The 18,225-nt window shown below is 73.4% G+C and carries 13 protein-coding genes, 1 tRNA gene and 1 riboswitch; of the genes, 7 read left to right on the top strand and 7 right to left on the bottom strand.

Features of this window, described 5'->3' with window-relative positions:
* The first annotated feature begins 247 nt into the window (after window positions 1-247).
* A tRNA-Arg gene (locus ACYVDO_RS06940) sits at window positions 248-320 on the top strand.
* A gap of 175 nt (window positions 321-495) precedes the next feature.
* Window positions 496-2,166, top strand: coding sequence for a long-chain fatty acid--CoA ligase (locus ACYVDO_RS06935; protein ID WP_460934105.1), 1,671 nt, complete (start codon window positions 496-498; stop codon window positions 2,164-2,166).
* 28 nt (window positions 2,167-2,194) lie between these two features.
* On the opposite strand, the gene ACYVDO_RS06930 is transcribed toward ACYVDO_RS06935, so the two are convergent.
* Window positions 2,195-2,494 (bottom strand): SHOCT domain-containing protein, encoded by a 300-nt coding sequence (locus ACYVDO_RS06930; protein ID WP_460934103.1) that lies wholly within the window; start codon window positions 2,492-2,494, stop codon window positions 2,195-2,197.
* A 239-nt stretch (window positions 2,495-2,733) separates the two neighbouring features.
* Entirely contained in the window at window positions 2,734-3,597 is an 864-nt protein-coding gene (locus ACYVDO_RS06925; RefSeq protein ID WP_460934102.1) for an SDR family oxidoreductase, read from the bottom strand.
* A 151-nt stretch (window positions 3,598-3,748) separates the two neighbouring features.
* Here ACYVDO_RS06925 and ACYVDO_RS06920 point away from each other — a divergent pair, with 151 nt between their 5' ends.
* Entirely contained in the window at window positions 3,749-5,881 is a 2,133-nt protein-coding gene (locus ACYVDO_RS06920) for a hypothetical protein (protein WP_460934100.1), read from the top strand.
* Window positions 5,882-5,944: 63 nt separating this feature from the next.
* Here ACYVDO_RS06920 and ACYVDO_RS06915 read toward each other — a convergent pair whose 3' ends face one another.
* The 3 genes from ACYVDO_RS06915 to ACYVDO_RS06905 form a co-directional block, all read right to left on the bottom strand.
* Window positions 5,945-6,133, bottom strand: coding sequence for a hypothetical protein (locus ACYVDO_RS06915; protein ID WP_460934098.1), 189 nt, complete (start codon window positions 6,131-6,133; stop codon window positions 5,945-5,947).
* 251 nt (window positions 6,134-6,384) lie between these two features.
* The gene (locus tag ACYVDO_RS06910; protein WP_460934096.1) at window positions 6,385-7,431 is read right to left on the bottom strand and encodes a ribonucleotide-diphosphate reductase subunit beta; all 1,047 of its coding nucleotides are present in this window, start codon (window positions 7,429-7,431) and stop codon (window positions 6,385-6,387) included.
* Entirely contained in the window at window positions 7,428-9,890 is a 2,463-nt protein-coding gene (locus tag ACYVDO_RS06905; RefSeq protein ID WP_460934094.1) for a ribonucleoside-diphosphate reductase subunit alpha, read from the bottom strand. The genes ACYVDO_RS06910 and ACYVDO_RS06905 overlap by 4 nt, the downstream gene beginning before the upstream one ends.
* A 147-nt stretch (window positions 9,891-10,037) precedes the next feature.
* Window positions 10,038-10,265, bottom strand: a riboswitch (cobalamin riboswitch).
* A 160-nt stretch (window positions 10,266-10,425) separates the two neighbouring features.
* Between ACYVDO_RS06905 and ACYVDO_RS06900 the strand changes: the two genes are divergently transcribed.
* From ACYVDO_RS06900 to ACYVDO_RS06890, 3 genes are read left to right on the top strand one after another with little or no spacing between them, the layout of a single operon-like run.
* A complete protein-coding gene (locus tag ACYVDO_RS06900) occupies window positions 10,426-11,586 on the top strand; it encodes a lysylphosphatidylglycerol synthase domain-containing protein (RefSeq protein WP_460934092.1) in 1,161 nt (386 codons plus the stop codon).
* Between the two features lie 47 nt (window positions 11,587-11,633).
* The gene (locus tag ACYVDO_RS06895) at window positions 11,634-13,370 is read left to right on the top strand and encodes a DUF4389 domain-containing protein (RefSeq protein ID WP_460934090.1); all 1,737 of its coding nucleotides are present in this window, start codon (window positions 11,634-11,636) and stop codon (window positions 13,368-13,370) included.
* Complete coding sequence (locus ACYVDO_RS06890; protein WP_460934088.1) at window positions 13,367-13,699, top strand: hypothetical protein; 333 nt, start codon at window positions 13,367-13,369, stop codon at window positions 13,697-13,699. Before ACYVDO_RS06895 ends, ACYVDO_RS06890 begins: the two co-directional genes overlap by 4 nt.
* Window positions 13,700-13,813: 114 nt before the next feature.
* Here the strand turns inward: ACYVDO_RS06890 and ACYVDO_RS06885 are convergent, their stop codons facing one another.
* Both ACYVDO_RS06885 and ACYVDO_RS06880 read right to left on the bottom strand, forming a co-directional pair.
* Window positions 13,814-15,508, bottom strand: a complete 1,695-nt coding sequence (locus tag ACYVDO_RS06885) for a glycoside hydrolase family 13 protein (RefSeq protein ID WP_460934086.1) — start codon at window positions 15,506-15,508, stop codon at window positions 13,814-13,816.
* A gap of 109 nt (window positions 15,509-15,617) precedes the next feature.
* Window positions 15,618-16,586 (bottom strand): helix-turn-helix transcriptional regulator, encoded by a 969-nt coding sequence (locus ACYVDO_RS06880; RefSeq protein WP_460934084.1) that lies wholly within the window; start codon window positions 16,584-16,586, stop codon window positions 15,618-15,620.
* Between the two features lie 88 nt (window positions 16,587-16,674).
* Here ACYVDO_RS06880 and ACYVDO_RS06875 point away from each other — a divergent pair, with 88 nt between their 5' ends.
* The gene (locus tag ACYVDO_RS06875) at window positions 16,675-18,207 is read left to right on the top strand and encodes an MFS transporter (protein WP_460934082.1); all 1,533 of its coding nucleotides are present in this window, start codon (window positions 16,675-16,677) and stop codon (window positions 18,205-18,207) included.
* Window positions 18,208-18,225: the final 18 nt, after the last annotated feature.

Raw genomic sequence — 18,225 nt, 5'->3', positions numbered from 1 at the left:
TTGCCGAATTGTCCTGCGGTCCTTGCGGATTCGTCCGCGCCCGCCGCGGTCCGCGAGGCGTGGGGGCGGCGCCTCGGTCGTGGTGTGTCGGCCCGGTGTGCGCGCCGGGGCGTCGGCGCCACGAGGGGGCCTGCCGGTGGCAGGGCGGTCGGCCAGGGACCCGATTTCGTTCGGGGTGGGGGGAGCCGGTAGTCTTTCCCGTCGTTGCTCCGCGCACGGACATCCGGATCCGACCGGGGCGACAGCTGCGCCCGTAGCTCAACGGATAGAGCATCTGACTACGGATCAGAAGGTTAGGGGTTCGAATCCCTTCGGGCGCGCACTGTGTTGAGACAGTAGGACGGGCCCCGGCCAGCGGAACCGCGGTCGGGGCCTTGTGCTGTCCGGCGGACGGGTGGTCCTGCCTCCCGGCGAGCCGGTCACGAGGGCGCGGGCGGGCAGGGCCGAGCCGGACGAGGGCTTCCGCTTCGCGGGGCCAGAGAGTTTGCTGTCCTCATGGACAGCACGATGCAGCCGACTCCCCTCCTCGTCAGCCAGGTCCTGCGGTTCGGGACGACGCTGCACGCCGACCAGGAGGTCGTGACCTGGACCGACCACGGTCCGCGCCGCGCCACCTACGCGGAAGTCGGCCGGCAGGCGGCGCAGCTGGCCCATGCCCTCCACGACCTCGGCGTCGAGGGGGACGACCGGGTCGCCACGTTCATGTGGAACAACGCCGAGCACTTCATCGCCTACTTCTCGGTGCCGTCCATGGGAGCGGTGCTCCACGCCCTGAACATCCGGCTGTTCCCCGAGCAGATCATCTACGTCGCGAACCATGGCGGCGCGAAGGTCGTCATCGTCGACAACACCCTCGCAGCCCCGTTCGCCAAGCTGCTGGCCCACCTGCCCGAGGTCCGCCACGTCGTGGTCAACGGCCAGGTCGACGACGACACCCGCGCCGCGCTCGCGGCGCCGGAGCACGTCGAGGGGGTGCACGAGTGGTCCACGCTGCTCGAGGGGAAGCCGACGACGTACGAGTGGCCCGAGGACCTCGACGAGAACTCGGCCTCGTCGCTGTGCTACACCTCCGGGACCACCGGTAACCCCAAGGGCGTCGCGTACTCCCACCGCTCCAACTACCTCCACGCCGTGACGACCGCGATGACGGCCGACACCCGCCAGGGTGACCGGCTGCTCGTGGTGGTGCCCCTCTTCCACGCCAACGCGTGGGGCTTTCCCTACCTCGCGATGGCGGTGGGCGCCTCGCTCGTCATGCCGGACCGCTTCCTCCAGGCGGCCCCGCTCGCGACGATGATCGAGAGCGAGAAGGTCACCTACGGCGCTGGTGTGCCGACGATCTGGCTGGACCTGCTCCACCACCTCGAGGAGAACACGGTCGACGTCTCGACGTGCCGCGGCCTCATCGTCGGCGGGTCGGCCCCGCCCCCGGCCATGATGAAGTCGTTCAAGGAGCGGCACGGCATCACCATCCTGCATGCCTGGGGGATGACCGAGATGTCCCCGATCGGCACCGCGGCGGTGCCCCCGGCCGCGGTGGAGGAGGGGTCGGACGCCTACTGGGACTATGCGACCTCCCAGGGACGCCTCGTCCTCGGCGTCCAGGGTCGGCTCATCGGCCCGGACGGGGGTGAGGTGCCGTGGGACGGCGAGAGCGTCGGCGAGCTCGAGGTCCGAGGACCGTGGATCACCGGCTCCTACAACGCTTTCGGCGGGGAGTCGGAGAACGAGCTCGCAGAGATGGCCGACAAGTTCCACGACGGGTGGCTGCGGACCGGAGACGTGGGCACGCTGACTCCGAACGGCTTCCTCCGGCTCACCGACCGCGCCAAGGACGTGATCAAGTCCGGCGGCGAGTGGATCAGCTCGGTCGACCTCGAGAACGCGATCATGGCGCACCCGGACGTGCTCGAGGCCTCCGTCGTCGGAGTGCCGGACGAGCGCTGGGGTGAGCGACCCCTGGCCACGGTCGTGTTGAGGGAGGGAGCCGCCGCCACCCCGGAGTCGCTGCGCGGGTTCCTCGAGGACAAGCTCGCGCACTGGCAGCTGCCCGAGCGGTGGGCGCTCGTCGACGAGGTGCCGAAGACCAGTGTCGGCAAGTTCGACAAGAAGGTGCTGCGCCGCCGGTACGCCGAGGGTGGGCTCGCGGTCCAGACCCTGGACTGAGCCCGGCCCTGGTCAGGACCGGCCGTGGTCAGCCGGTGCGGTGCTGCGTGAGCAGCTCTCGGGTCCTGCGGTAGGCGTCCTCGTCGAGCTCGCCGCGCGCCAGGCGCAGGTCCAGCTCGCGCAGTGCCTCGTCGGAGGGGTGGGCGTACGCCTGCGTCGGCGGTGCCTGGGTGCCCTGACCCCGCGCGACGGGGTTGCGGGGCTCCTCGGGCCTCCGGCCGGCGACCACGATGGCCACGACCGCCGCCACCAGCACCAGCAGGAGCAGCAGCAGGCCGCCGCCCATCATCCACCAGCCCCAGCCCCAGCCGCGGTCGTCGTACATCATCGGGGTCTCCGCTCCCTCGCGCCGTGGACGCGACGCTGGCGTCCTGCCCCCACGGTGCCCGGCGAGCGGCGGCCGCCACAGGGCCGAAGGGCCCGGGTCGGCCGGCCCGGTCCCAGCGTGGGGCGGGCGCCGGAGGGTTCCATCGGAGGGTGGGGCTGGGGGCGGGGTCCGAGCGCCGGCGGGTTCCATCGGGGGTGGGGCTGGGGGTGGGGCTGAGGGCTCTCGTGGCCACGGGCCGGTCAGAAGACCGGCTTGCCCCCCGTCACCCCGAGCACGGTCCCGGAGACGTAGCTGGCCTCGTCCGAGGCGAGGAAGACGTAGGCCGCGGCGACCTCGACCGGGTGCCCGGCCCGGCCCAGGGGCGTGTCGGCGCCGAACCCCTCCACCTTCTCCGCGGCCATGGTCGCCGGGATGAGCGGTGTCCAGATCGGTCCGGGGGCGACGGCGTTGACGCGCGTGCCCTGGCTGCCGAGCTCCTGGGCCAGGTTGACCACCATGTTGGTCAGCGCGGCCTTGGTGGCGGCGTAGTCCACGAGGTGCGAGCTCGGCTGGTACGCCTGCACGGACGTGGTCACGATGATGCTGCCGCCGTCGGCGAGGTGCGGAGCCAGCTCGTGCACCAGCCAGAAGGTCGAGAAGACATTCGTCTCGAACGTCCGCCGGACCTGGTCGGGCGGGAAGTCGGCGAGCTCGTCGTGCGACATCTGGAACGCCGCGTTGCACACGAGCACGTCCAGCCCCCCGAGGGCGGAGACGGCCTCCGCGGCAAGCTCGACGTTCGCCTGGTGCTCGCGCAGGTCGGTGGCGACCGAGAGGCCCGTGCGGCCCTCGGCCCGGATGGCCGCCACGGTGTCGTCGGCGTCGGCCTGCTCCTGCGGCAGGTGGGCGATCGCGACGTCGGCACCCTCCTTGGCGAAGGTGATCGCCGTGGCGCGGCCGATACCGGAGTCGCCCCCGGTGACCAGGGCCCGGCGACCGGCGAGCCGGCCGCGGCCCTGCCACGAGGTCTCCCCGTGGTCGGGCCGCGGGTCCAGCGCGGCCAGACTTCCCGGCCACTGCTGGCCCTGGGCGGGGATCGACGAGAGGTCTGCGCGTTCGGTCATGGCCCGGTCCTACCCCGCGTCGGGCGTTGTATGCCGCCCTACGGCTGGTCCGTCCTCGGCCGAACGGACGGAAACGGACAGATCCGGCAGTTTCCGGCACCGAGGCGGCCTACGGTCGGGCACGACCCCACAGCCCGAAGGAAGACGCACGATGACGCCTGCCCCGCGACGGGCACTGACCAGGTCCACCGCCCTCGTCGGCGTGCTCGCGCTCGGCTCGCTGGCCGCCTGCACCTCGGAGCCCGCGCCCACGAAGGCGACCTCGGCTGCGGCGGCCGCCCCCGCGAGCTGGAGCGCGGTGCCTGCCGACCCCAGGTCCTGGGCGCCTCGGCCGACCACCACCCGGGGGCTGTCCACCGTCGCGGCCGCACAGGGTGGGCGGCTGCTGCTCCACACCCGGCACGGTGAGGTCGACTTCTGGTCCGGGGTCAACCTCGGCAGCACCACTCCTGGCCACAGCCCGGGGGAGCTCGCGATCAGCCGCGAGGAGTACCGCCGCTGGTTCGCCCAGATGGGCCAGATGGGCGTGCACACGCTGCGGATCTACACGATCCACCCGCCGGCGATGTACGAGGAGCTGGTGGCCTACAACGAGGCGCACCGGGACGCGCCGATCTACCTCGTGCAGGGCGTCTACCTTCCGGACGAGTCCTACCTGCGCAGCCACGACCTGTTCGCTGCCGCGCCGACGGCCGCGATGTCGGCCGAGCTGCGCGACGCCTCGGCAGCCGTCCACGGGGACCTCGTGCGGGCCCCGCGGACCGGGCGCGCGAGCGGCACCTGGACCGCCGACGTGTCGCCGTGGGTGGCCGCGTGGATCGTGGGGGTGGAGTGGGACGGGTACGCGACGCGGGCCTCGGACACCCGCAACGTCCGCCGTCCGCTCCACCGGGGCCGGTACTTCGCCAACACCCCCGACGCCAGCCCGACCGAGCGCTGGCTCGCGGCCCGGATGGACGAGCTCGCGACGCACGAGGCGGCCCGGGGGGTCAGCGCACCCATCGCGTTCGTCAACTGGCCGACCACCGACCCGCTGCGCCACCCGGCGGAGCCGCTCACGAGCGAGGACGCCGTGGGCGTCGACGCCAACCACGTGCTGCCGACGGCGGCGTGGCCCGGCGGGACCTTCGCCAGCTTCCACGCCTACCCCTACTACCCGGACTTCCTACGGCACCAGTCGTCCTACGCCGGGGCCGACGACCCCTACCTCGCCTACCTGCTCGACCTGTTGAGGCACTACGCGCCGCACATGCCGCTGCTCGTGAGCGAGTTCGGCGTGCCCTCCTCGCTGGGCTCGGCCCACACCGGCACGAAGGGCCGGGACCAGGGCGACCACAGCGAGCAGGAGGCGCTGGCGATGGACGCCGCCATGCTGCGCTCCTTCAAGGAGGCGGGGCTCGCGGGCGGCCTGCTGTTCGCGTGGGTCGACGAGTGGTTCAAGTTCACCTGGAACACGATCGAGCGCCAGGCGGTCGTCGACGGTGAGCGGCGGGCGGTGTGGCACGACCCGCTCACCAACGAGCAGCACTTCGGCCTCGTGGCCGAGGACCCGGCGCGGGTCGGCCAGCGCGTCCCGTGGGAGTCGCGCACGGGGGTGCAGCGGGTCGCCCTCGACCACGACGCGTCGTGGGTGTACCTCACGGTCGACCTCGAGAAGGCCCCGAGTGCGCCGGTGAGCATCGGCTTCGACGTCGTGCCCGGCGGGCTCGCACTGCCCGGCGGCTCGACGAGGTCGGTCGGGGTCAACGACTACGCGGTGAGCGTCGACCCCGCGGCGCAGACGGCCACCATGGTCGTCGACGGCGCCATCGACCCGGTGCTCCTGGACGGCCTGCCTGCCTCCGCCATTCCGGAGCCGGGGCCCGACGGCTGGTCGCTGGAGCGGCTGACCACCAACCGGCCGTTCGTCCTGCCGCTCACCCGTCGCCCTGCCCCCGCGGAGTTCCTCGAGGTCGGTCGGCTGCGGCGTGGCTCCTGGGACCCCGGCACCCCCGGCTACGACGACCGCTCGACGTGGCAGCTCCAGGGCACCCGGCTCACCCTGCGCCTGCCGTGGTCGATGCTGGGCCTCGGGGACCCGTCGTCGAGGACGGCCGTGGTGCCCTCCCACGGGAAGCCGAAGGGCGTCCCCGTGCAGGGCATCGGGATCGTGGTCGACGGCGGCCCCGCCGGCAGGGCGGACCTGCGGTTGCACTGGGAGGCCTGGAACCGCGCCACCAACACCGAGCGGGTCAAGGCAGGCGCGCAGGCTGTGGTCGACGCGTTCGTCGACGTCTCACGCTGACCGCAGCCGCGCACGGCCGCCCCAGCAGGCCGGGCGCCTCGAGCGGGGAGGGGGGCGCCGGCCTCAGCGGCGCAGCCGGGCTCCGCGCAGCGCGAGCACGACACCGACGAGGGCGACGACGGGGCCGACCACGGCCCACAGGGTCACGCCTGTCATCGGGCTGCCACCCACCACGCCGAGCCCCTGGAGGGTCCACAGGACCCCGATGGCGAAGACCGCGCCACCGAGGGCGAGGGCGAGGGGTCGGGACATGCGTCCACCGTATGCCGTCGTGGACGCGTGGCCACGAGAACGGGGCCGACCCACGGGATTTCACGGACATCACCGGCATACGGACCCGACGCTCTTGACCACAGGCATCCGCAGGAGGAGCGTCCCGGACGAGCCCGAGCCTGCGCGCGACCGGCCGGGGGGCGGGGTCGCCGACGCGGGGCGGGGTGTGCCGGGTGGTCTTCGCGGTAGGACCACCCGGCACACGACCGTGCACCGGGGGCGGGACCCGGTCAGAAGTCGTCGTCGAAGCCGACCTGCCCCGTGACGCCCACCTGGTAGGCCGAGACCCTGCGCTCGAAGAAGTTCGACAGCTCCTGCACGTCCTGCAGCTCCATGAACGCCAGCGGGTTCGCCGACCCGTACTCCGGCTCGAGCCCGAGCTGCTGGAGCCGGCGGTCGGCGACGTTCTCCAGGTAGAGCCGCATGTCCGCGGTGGACAGCCCGGCCACGCCTCCCCCCAGCAGGTCCTGGGCGAACTGCGCCTCGGCGTCGACCGCCTCGCGCAGCATGGCGCGCACCTGGGCCTTCAGCTCGTCGTCGAACAGGTCCGGCTCCTCGGCCCGCACCGTCTCGACCACGTCGAAGGCGAACGCCATGTGCATCGACTCGTCGCGGAACACCCAGTTGGTGCCCGACGCCAGCCCGTTGAGCAGGCCACGGCTGCGCAGGAAGTAGACGTAGGCGAACGCGCCGTAGAAGAACAGCCCCTCGATGCACGCCGCGAAGCAGATCAGGTTGAGCAGGAACGTCTTGCGGTGCTCGCGGGTCTCGAGCCGGTCGAGCTCTAACACCGAGTCGATCCACCGGAAGCAGAAGTCGGCCTTGTGCTTGATCGACGGGATGGTGTCGACGGCCGCGAACGCCTCCGCCCGCTCCTTCTCGTCGGGCACGTAGGTGTCGAGCAGGGTCAGGTAGAACTGCACGTGCACCGCCTCCTCGAACAGCTGCCGGCTCAGGTAGAGCCGGCCCTCGGGGGAGTTGACGTGCTGGTAGAGGTTGAGCACGAGGTTGTTGGCGACGATCGTGTCGCCGGTCGCGAAGAACGCGACGAGCCGCGACACGAGGTGCCGCTCGGCGTCGGTCAGCCGCTTGAGGTCCGCGAGGTCGGAGTGCAGGTCGACCTCCTCGACCGTCCACGTGTTCCGGATGGCGTCGCGGTACCGCTCGTAGAAGTGCGGGTAGCGCATCGGCCGCAGGGTGAGGTTCATCCCCGGGTCGAGCAGCATCCGGGTGGTCGTGTGGTCGCTGGCGGTGGTGGTGGTCTGGTCGATGGTCATTCGCAGGCCTCGCAGGTCTCGGGGTTCTCCAGGGAGCACGCGATGGCCTCCTGGTCGGTCGGGGTGGTGACCGGCGCCGACGAGGGCGCCGCCGTCGGGGTGGTGGCGGGCGCGGTGCCGGTGACCGAGACGGTCGCCTGCTGGATGCGGGTCGCCGGGCGAGAGCGCAGGTAGTACGTCGTCTTCAGCCCGGCCTTCCACGCGTAGAGGTACATCGAGCTGAGCTTGCCGATGGTCGGGGCGGCCAGGAACAGGTTGAGCGACTGGCTCTGGTCGACGTACGGCTGGCGCGCGGCCGCGAGGTCGATGAGCGCCCGCTGCGGCAGCTCCCACGCCGTCCGGAACAGCAGCCGCACCTCCTCCGGCAGGTCGAGGACCCCCTGCACCGACCCCTCGCTGCGCTTGACCGCCTCGCGCACCTCCGGCGTCCACAGCCCGCGGTCCTTGAGCTCGCGGACGAGGGCGGTGTTGACCTGGAGGAACTCGCCGGAGAGCGTCTCGCGCTTGAACAGGTTCGACACCTGCGGCTCGATGCACTCGTAGCAGCCGGCGATCGACGCGATCGTCGCCGTCGGCGCGATCGCCACGAGGAGGCTGTTGCGCAGCCCGTGGTCGGCGACGGCCGCGCGCAGCGCGCCCCACCGCTCCGTCTGCGTCGGCGTCACCCCCCAGAGGTCAGGCTGGAGGTCGCCCCGGGCCGCCCGCGTCTGCCCGTATGCCGGGTGCGCGCCGTGCTCCGCCGCCAGCTCGGCCGACCGCTCGAGGGCCGAGAGGTAGACCTCCTCGGCGATGCGGGTCGACAGCTCGCGCGCCTCGTCGGAGTCGAACGGCAGCCGCAGCGCGAAGAAGACGTCCTGCAGCCCCATCATCCCCAGGCCGACCGGGCGCCAGCGCGGGTTGGAGGCGGCCGACTCGGTGCTCGGGTAGTAGTTCACGTCGATGACCCGGTCGAGGTAGGTCACCGCGGTCCGGACCGTGGACCGCAGTGCGGCCCAGTCGACCCCGTCCCGGGTGGGCGTGAGGTGACGGGCCAGGTTGACCGACCCGAGGTTGCAGACCGCGGTCTCGCCGTCGCTGCTGACCTCGATGATCTCGGTGCACAGGTTCGACAGGTGGACGACGGGAGCGCCCGGCCCCTGCTCGTCCGACGTCTGGTTGCAGGTGCGGTTGCTGGCGTCCTTGAACGTCATCCAGCCGTTGCCGGTCTGCGCCAGCGTGCGCATCATCTTCCCGTACAGCTCGCGGGCGCTCACGGTGCGCACGACCCGCCCGTCGCGCTCCGCGGCGGCATACGCCTGCTCGAAGGCGGGCCCCCACAGGTCGGGCAGCTCGGGCACCTCGCTGGGGTCGATGAGCGACCACGGCTCGTCGGCCTCGACCCGGCGCATGAACTCGTCGGGGACCCAGTTGGCCAGGTTGAGGTTGTGCGTGCGCCTGGCGTCCTCGCCGGTGTTGTCGCGCAGCTCGAGGAACTCCTCGATGTCGGGGTGCCACGGCTCGAGGTAGACGCAGGCGGCGCCCTTGCGGCGGCCACCCTGGTTGACGGCTGCGACCGAGGAGTCGAGGGTGCGCAGCCACGGGACGATGCCGTTGGAGTGGCCGTTGGTGCCACGGATCAGGGCACCGCGGCCGCGGACGCGCGACCACGAGATCCCGATGCCGCCGGCGAACTTGCTCAGCTTGGCGACCTGCGCGTACCGGTCGTAGATCGAGTCGAGCTCGTCGCGGGGGCTGTCCACGAGGTAGCACGAGCTCATCTGGGTGTGCCGGGTGCCGGAGTTGAAGAGCGTCGGCGAGCTCGGCAGGTAGGCCAGGCTCGACATGAGCCGGTAGAAGTCGATCGCCTCCTGCGGCGTGTGCGCCAGGCCGCAGGCGACCCGCAGCAGCCAGTACTGCGGGGTCTCGATGACGTCGCGGGTCTGCGGGTGGCGCAGCAGGTAGCGGTCGTAGACGGTGCGCAGGCCGAAGTACTCGAACCGCCGGTCGGCGGACGGGTCGACGGCGTGGTCGAGCTTGCGCGCGTTCGCCTCGACGAAGGCGGCCGTCTCGTCGCCGATGAGGCCCTCGAGGTGCCCGAGCCGCACGGCCTGGCTGAACGACGCCACCTGGGCGCCGCGGACCTCCTTGTCGATGTAGTTGGACAGCAGCCGGGCCGCGAGGCGGCTGTACTCGGGCTCGCTCGCGGTCATCTCGGCCGCCGTCTGGATCGACAGCCGGTCGAGCTCGGCCGTCGTGGCGCCGTCGTAGAGCCCGCTGATGGTGCGGGTCGCGACGGTCATCGGGTCGACCTCGGGGAGGTCGTCGCACCAGCGCTCGACGGCGCGGACGATCTTCATGACGTCGACGGGTTCGCCGTCGCCGTTGCGCTTGCGCACCTGCATGGTGCTGCGGCGCGGTGTGGTGTCGGGATCTGTGGTGCTGCCGGGGGCGTCGGGCGCCCGGTCCTCGACCTGGGTCATCTGCTCTCTCCTCGCGAGCTGTACCGGAGGGAGGCGGGCCACGCGGGGAGGGGACGACGACGCGGTCGCGCGCCCGCGGCATACCGCCACGCACGTCGCACCGCTGCCGCTGGACCCGCCCTCGAGGCCACGACTCCACCACGCGCGGGGTGCGCGTGGCCGCTGGCAGGTCTTCGGACTCCCGGGCGTGCCGTGGACGGCAGGTGCCGACCACGGTTCCTACTGGCCGTCGCTTCCCACGCCCGGGGGCGCAGTGCTTGGTTGACGGCGGTCGTTCCCGGTCACCGCTGCGGGGCAGTCCCGGATTCGCGCCGGGTTCCCTCTTGCCCCGGAGCCGATGGATCTCGGCCCCGGACCAGCTGCCACCACCATATGGGGTGGTCGCCGGCATTCTCGGCACCACATGTGGGACCCGCGTGTCCCGGCGTGTCGGTGGGCGCCGGGCCGGTACGTCCACCCACGGGGCCACCGCCCCGCCGGGTGCGCGGGGCCTAGGTCCCTGTCCGCCCGCGGGAGCGGTCCGCACCATGGGGGTATGTCCGTGACCGGTCCCGTCCGGCAGGTGCGGTCGCCGCTGCCCGCCTCCAGGGGGGCCCGCTGGCGCCGTGAGGGCGAGGCCGTCGCCGCGGCGGCGCTCGCCGTCACGCTCCTCGTCTTCGGCCTGCCCCGGGTCGCCGGGGTCGGCTGGGGGCAGGTCGGCGCGGTGCTCGGCCGGCTCACCGCGCCGCAGGTGGGCCTGCTCGCCGTCGTCTGGCTCGCCGGGCTCGCGGTGCAGACCGTGGCGCTGTCGGCCGCACTGCCCGGCCTGAGCCACCCGAGGGCGTTCTTCCTCAACATCACCGGCAGCGCGGTGTCGAACCTCCTCCCCCTCGGGGGCGCCGCCGGGTCCGCGGTCAACTACTGGGCGGTGCGGGGCTGGGGCTTCAGCACCCCCGCCTTCCTTCGGTGGGCCCTGCTCACCAACATCTGGGACGTGCTGGGACGGCTGGCCGTGCCCGCGCTCGTCCTGGGCTGGTTCGCCGCGTCCGGCACCGAGTCCGAGGCGCTGACCACCGCCGGACTGGGTGCTGCGGCCACCCTGCTGGGCCTGGTCGCGGTCACCGTCGTGGTGCTCCGCACGCCCGGACGATCGGCCTGGGTGGGCCGGCTGCTGGACCGCGTCGGCACGCTCGTGCACCACCCGCCCCCGGCAGGGACGTCGTACACCGACCGCGTGGTCGCGGCCGTGGCATCGGTCGCCGACCTGGTCCGCGTGGCCTGGGTGCGGCTCACGGTGGGCAAGCTCGGGTATGCCGTCCTGCAGGGCCTCCTGCTCTGGCTCTGCCTGCTGCTGCTCGGGGCCCGGCCGGCCCTCGTCGTGGTGGCGGGGGCGTTCGCGGTGGAGCGGGTGCTGTCCCTCGCGGTGATCTCCCCGGCCGCGACCGGGATCGTCGAGCTCGGGATGACCGGGCTGCTCGTCGCGCTCGGCACCGACCCGGCGTCCGCGGCGGCCGGCGTCCTGCTCTACCGCCTGTTCGTCATCGGCATGGAGGTGCCCGTCGGGGGCGCGCTCCTCGGCTGGTGGCTGCTGGGCCGGCTGCGGCTGCGGCGACGCCTGCGGCGCGGCGAGTCTGCCGCCGACGCGACGGACGGGTTGGACGGGGCGGACGGGTTGGACGGGGCGGACCGGGCGGACCCGGGCCCAACGTCCCTGTGACCAGGCGCTGGTCGGCGCGACCGTCGAGGTGACACAGGAGGTCCGTCATGGCTGCCATTTCCGCCGCCCCGCCCACGCTCGCGCCCCGCCCGGTCGCGTACCCCGTGCACCTCGAGGCCGACTCGGCTCCGCACGCCTCGCGCTGGCTGTGGCTGGTCAAGTGGCTGCTCGCGGTCCCGCACGTGCTCGTGCTCGCCTTCCTCTGGGTGGCGTTCGTCCTCCTGAGCATCGTGGCGTTCTTCGCGATCCTCGTCACTGGTGAGTACCCGCGGGCGCTGTTCGACTTCAACGCCGGGGTGCTCCGCTGGAGCTGGCGGGTGGCGTACTGGTCCTACGGCGCCCTGGGCACCGACCGGTACCCGCCGTTCACGCTCGACGAGGTCCCGGACTACCCGGCCCACCTGGAGATCGACTACCCGCAGCACCTCTCCCGCGGCCTCGTGCTCGTGAAGTGGTGGCTGCTCGCCATCCCGCACTACGTGGTCGTGGCCCTCCTCGTGGGCTCCGGCTCCTATGCCGTGCACACCATCGACCGCTGGCGCACCATCGGCGCGCAGACGGGCCTCATCGGCGTCCTCGCCCTCGTCGCCGGTGTCCTGCTCGCAGCGACGGGCCGGTACCCGCAGGCGCTCTACGACCTGCTCCTGGGGCTCAACCGCTGGGTGATCCGGGTGGCCGCGTACGTCGGCCTCATGACCGACGCCTACCCGCCGTTCCGGCTCGACCAGGGCCCGCACGAGCCGTCCGCCATGGCGTTCTCGACGCCGCCCTCCGCACCGACGTCCGGCGGCGGCGCGGCCTCGCCCGGTGCGCCGGCATACGGCGTCGCGGCCCCACCCGGCGCGCCGACGTACGGCGACGCGACCTCGCCCGGCGTGCAGCCCGGCGCCGCCCCGCCCGTGCCCTACCCGGGAGCCTCCAGCGGCTCCCCCGGCGGCCCCGCCGGGGACTACCCCGGCGCTGCGGGACCGGGTCCGGGCGCCGGCCCGGCGCGGCGCTCGGGGTGGGTCGCCGGACGCGTCGTCGGCGTCATCGCCGGGTCGGTCGCGGTCATGCTCTCCCTGGGGGTGCTCACCGGCGGGCTCGCCCTGGTGGTCATGGACAACACGATGCGCGAGGGCGGCCTGGTCACCGTCGTGGACCGCACGGTGCGCTCCTCCGGGTATGCCGTGGTGGCGCCCTCGGCGGTCGTCGACACCCGTGCCGGCGGCACCGACTGGGCAGCGAGGATCGTCGGGGACGTCCGGATCCGCGTGACGCCGACCACGCCCGGCCGCTCCGTCTTCGTCGGCATCGCCCCGGCCTCCGCGATCGACCGGTACCTCGGGGGCGTCGCCCGGACGGAGCCGGACTCCCGCTCCAGCGGGGACCGCGACGTGGCTGGTGGGGCCCCCGTGGCTGCCCCGGACACCCTCGGCATCTGGACGGCGAAGGCCGAGGGCACCGGCACGCTGGACCTGCGGTGGCGACCGACGAACGGGACGTGGTCCGTCGTGGTCATGAACTCCGACGCCTCGGCCGGGGTCACCGCCGCGGTCGTCGCCGGTGCCGGGTTGCCCTGGCTCGGCACGGCCGGCGTGGTGCTCATCGTGATCGGCGTCCTGCTCCTGGTGGCCGGTGGCGTGCTGGTGGTGGTGATGGTGCAGCGCGCGTCCACCCACCGCGGGCCGCCCGCTCCACCGGCGGTGGGTGCGGCTCCACCGCCGGTGGGTGCGGCTCCACCGCCCGTGGGTGCGGCTCCACCGCCCGGAGGTGGGCCTCCACCGCCGGTGGGTGCGGCGTGACCGGCCGGCGGGGTATGGCGGCCAGGGCGCTCGCCGTGGGTGTGGTCGTCCTGCTGGTCAGCACGGCCTGCGCCGCGAAGGGCAACACCATGGTGGCCTCCGGCTCGGACGTGCCCGGCTTCTGGCTCGGGCTGTGGCACGGGCTGATCAGCCCGATCACGTTCCTGGTGTCGCTGTTCCGCGACGACGTCGGCATCTACGCCGTCCGCAACAGCGGGGCCTGGTACGACTTCGGCTTCATGCTGGGCGTCTCGATCTTCTTCGGCGGCAGCGCTCGCTCTGGTGCGGCCGCGGCCCGGGCGACCTCCCGGGACCGTCGCCCGCGCTGAGGCCGTCCCGTCTCGAGACCGTTCCGGCCCGAGCCCGTTCCGGCCCAAGGTCATCCAGGACCGAGGCCGTCCCGGCTCGTCCGGTCCCGACCGCCGCGGCCGGCGAGCCGGAGCTCAGGCGGGCCGCAGCCAGACGGCGGCGTCGACCGGGAGCATTCCGTGCTGCGGGGGGCTGCTGGCGAGCAGCACCTCGGCGTCCGGCGGCAGCGGCACGGGGGACGCCGAGATGTTGACGACGCAGCGCAGGACCGGCCCGCGGCGGAAGTCCAGCACCCCCTCGGGCGCCTCGCTCCACTGCAGGCCCTCGGCCGCCAGCCCCTGCAGGCCGCGCCGCAGGTGCAGGGCATCCCGGTAGAGGTTGAGCATCGAGCCGGGGTCGGCGCGCTCGCGCTCCACGGTGTAGCGCCCCCATCCCTCGGGCTGCGGCAGCCAGGTCGACGTCGACGCCGGGCTGAACGCATACGGAGGACGGTCGCCACTCCACGGGAGCGGCACCCGGCACCCGTCGCGGCCGCGCATCGTCCCGCCGCTGCGGGCGAACATGGGGTCCTGGAGCACCTCGTCCGGCAGGTCGTCGACATTCGGCAGGCCGAGCTCCTCGCCCTGGTAGACGTAGGCGCCGCCCGGCAGGGCCAGCATGAGCAGCGCCGCGGCCCGGGCCCGGCGGGTGCCGAGCTCGAGGTCGGACTCCTCGCCGGCGCCGTCGGTGATGAAGACCGAACTCGTCGTCCCGCGGCCGTAGCGGGTCACGAGCCGGGTCTCGTCGTGGCTGCTCAGGACCCAGGTGGAGGGCACCCCGATCGGCTCGTACGAGGCCAGCGTCGCGTCGATCACCGACCGCAGGGCCGCCGCGTCCCAGGCCGACTTCATGTAGGGGAAGTTGAAGGCAGAGTGCATCTCGTCCGGCCGCAGGTACTTCGCCAGCCGCTCGGGCCCGTTGACGACGGCCTCGGCGACGAAGACCCGGTCGCCCTCGTAGGTGTCGGCGATCCGGCGCCACCGGCGGAAGACCTCGTGCACCGTGTCGACGTCCCAGTGCGGGTTGTCCGTCCACTCCAGGGTGCGGAACTCGGCGACGTCGCCGTAGTCGGCGTCGGGCAGCCCGGCCGCCTTGCCCATCGCCGGGGCCGCGTCGATCCGCAGACCGTCGACGCCGCGGTCGAGCCAGAACCGGAGCACGTCGTCGAAGTCGGCGAGCACGTCGGCGTTGGTCCAGTCGAGGTCAGGCTGCTCGAGCGCGAACATGTGCATGAACCACTGGCCGGGACGGCCGTCGGCCTCGGTGACGCGTTCCCAGGCCGAGCCGCCGAAGCAGCTGATCCAGTTGTTCGGGGGCTCGTCGCCGTCCGGTCCGCGGCCGTCGCGGAAGAGGTACCGCGCCCGCTCGCGCGACCCGGGCCCGGCCGCCAGGGCCGCGCGGAACCACGGGTGCTGGTCCGACGTGTGGTTCGGGACGACGTCGATGATGACCTTGAGCCCGAGCTCGTGCGCCCGGGCGATCACGGCGTCGGCGTCGGCGAGCGTCCCGAACATCGGGTGGATGTCGAGGAAGTCGCTGACGTCGTAGCCGCCGTCGGCCATGGGGGAGGGGAACCACGGCGAGATCCAGATGCCGTCCACCCCGAGGTCGGCGAGGTGGGGCAGGTGCTCCAGCAGGCCGGGCAGGTCGCCCTCGCCGTCGCCGTTCCCGTCGGCGAAGCTGCGCGGGTACACCTGGTAGACGACCGCGTCGCGCCACCAGGCACCGGCCGGGCCGCCCGAGCCGCCCGTGGCCGCGTCGGTGGACGCGCTGGGGACGGTGTCGCTCATGCTGCGCTCCTGGGGCCGCGCCGGTGGGGCGATCCGAACCTAGTGCGCCCAGTCGTCCGTGTGCACCCGCTGACCGCGACCCGGCCGGCGAGGGGCCGCCGCCGGGGCCTCAGCCGACGGCCGCGGCGAACCGCGCCGACCAGTCGGCGAGCTCGGCGCGCACCTCCGGCGTGGCTTCCTCGATCGTGAACGGCGCACCGACCACCCCGAGGCCGAAGATGGCCCAGCGGGGCTCGAGGGCGTCCATCTCGATGCGGCACGAGTGCTCGTCCACCGGCGTGAGCGTGGCCCACGGCCCGGTCCGCGGCTCGACCTGGGCTGCCGGTGCGTGCACCAGCACCCGCACGGTGGTGCGGACCTCATTGCGGGACAGGCCCTTTCGCACGTAGGCCGCGGCGTCGCCGCCGGGCACCTCGCGCGGCCGGAACCGGGCTCGGGTGCCCTGCGGCTCGCAGAGCCGGTCCATCCGGAAGGACCGCCAGTCCTGCCGGTCGAGGTCGTAGCCCAGGAGGTACCACCGGCGCCCGACCGTCACGAGCCGGTGCGGCTCGACGTGCCGGCGCAGGTCCGACCCTGCCGCCTGGCCGCCCTTGGCGCGGTAGGTGAACCGGACGCGCTCGGTGTCCCTGGCGGCCTGCGCGATGACGGCGAGCACGTCGGCCCGCACGGTCGGCGCCTGGGAGAAGGGCGAGTCGTCGGTGACGGCCCGCAGCGCCTCGGCCCGCCGTCGCAGCTTCGGCGGCAGGACCTGGACGACCTTGGACAGGGCGCTCACCGAGGCCTCCGCCAGCTCACCGCTGGTCAGCTGGGCGGCGCCGTTGAGCGCGACGACCATGGCGATCGCCTCGTCCTCCTCGACCGTGAGCGGCGGCATGGCGGCCCCGGCCCCGAGCTGGTAGCCGCCGTCGGCGCCGCGGACCGAGTCGACGGGGTAGCCGAGCTCGCGGAGCCGCTCGATGTCCCGGCGCAGGGTCCGCTCGGACACCTCGAGCCGCCCCGCGAGCTCCCCACCCGGCCAGAACCGGTGGGTCTGCAGGAGGGACAGCAGCCGCAGGGTGCGCGAGCTCGTGTTGGCCATGGACCCAGAGTCTCGCACCATCCGGTCAGGAAGTGACCGGAATGCTCCCTAGCGTCGGGACGGACGACCCACCGACAAGGAGAGACCCATGAGCACCACGCTGGACCCCGGCCTCGAGACCGACGCCGACGACCTCCCCACCGCGACCGCCCCGGACGGTGCGCTGACCCGCGGCGCCCTGCCGGTCGGCCGGGCGCGCACCATCGCCCTGCTCAGCCTGTTCCTCGCCTCGACGATGGAGCTGCTCGACACGACCATCGTCAACGTCGCCCTGCCGACCATCGAGTCCGGCCTGCGCGCGACCGACACGCAGCTGCAGTGGATGGTCGCGGCATACCCGCTCGCCTTCGCGCTCGCCCTCATCACCGGCTCGCGCCTGGGCGACCTGCTCGGCCGCAAGCGCGTCTTCGTCGCCGGGCTGGTGGGCTTCACGGCGACCTCGGCCGCGTGCGGCCTCGCGCCGAACGCCGAGGCGCTCGTGGCCTTCCGTGCCCTCCAGGGCGTCGCGGCGGCGGCGATGATCCCGCAGGTGCTCTCGAGTCTGCAGGTGATGTACCGGCCGGAGGAGCGCGCGAAGGCGATGGGGCTGTTCACCGGCCTCGCCGGGCTGTCCGCGGTGCTCGGGCCGGTCATCGGCGCGGTCCTGACCCAGGCCGACCTCGCCGGTCTCGGGTGGCGCTCGATCTTCCTCGTCAACGTCCCGCTCGGGCTGGCGGCCGTCGTGGCCGCACTGCGCTGGGTGCCGGAGTCCGTCACGGCGCGACGTCCGCGGATCGACCTGCGGGCCGTGGTGGTGCTGGCCACCGGGCTGCTCGGCGTGCTGTACCCGCTGACGCTCGGGCGGGAGCTGGGCTGGCCGGCCTGGGTGTACGCCGCGATGGCCGCCGGTGTCGCCGTCCTCCTCGCCTTCGGCCGGGCGCAGTGGAGGGCCGAGCGGGCGGGGCGCGAGCCGCTGGTCGCCGTGAGCCTGTACCGCGGGCGCGGCTTCGCGGCCGGGTCGACGATGAACGCGCTGCTGTTCATGGCGATGTCGTCCTACTTCCTGTGCCAGACCATCTACCTCCAGGCCGGGCTCGGCTGGTCGGTGCTGCGAGCCGGGCTGGCGGGCGTGCCGTTCGCCCTCACGACCACAGTGTTCGCCGGGCTCGGGGTCGCGGTCCTCGCCCCACGGATCGGTCGGCGGGTGCTGCAGATCGGCGCGCTGACCTGGGCCGCCGGGGCGGTGCTCATCGCTGTGGCGGTGCGCGGGGCGGATGCGTCGACCTCGCTGTGGACGTTCCTGCCGGGGTTCGTCGTGGCTGGCGCCGGGTTCGGGCTCATGGTCTCGCCGATCGGCGTCTTCACCCTGGCCGACGTCCCGCTCGACAAGGCCGGCTCCGCCTCCGGCCTGTTCAGCACGACGGGCCAGCTCGCCGGGGCGACGGGGGTCGCAGCGGTCGGCTCGCTGTTCTTCTCCGTGGCGCAGGCGCACGCCTCGGCCTCGCCCGTGGAGGTGTTCCGGCCGGCCCTCGAGGCGGCCCTGGCCGTCCTGGTGGGCCTCATGGTCGCGGCCGCCGTCGTCGCCCGGGCGCTGCCACCGCACCAGGTCGCGATCGGCGCCCAGGCGGACGCCGGCGACTGAGGACGACCGCCGACCGGC

The sequence above is a fragment of the Phycicoccus ginsengisoli genome, from assembly GCF_054779295.1.
Note: the sequence above shows the minus strand (reverse complement) of the source record. Positions and strands in the feature narration are given on the sequence as shown.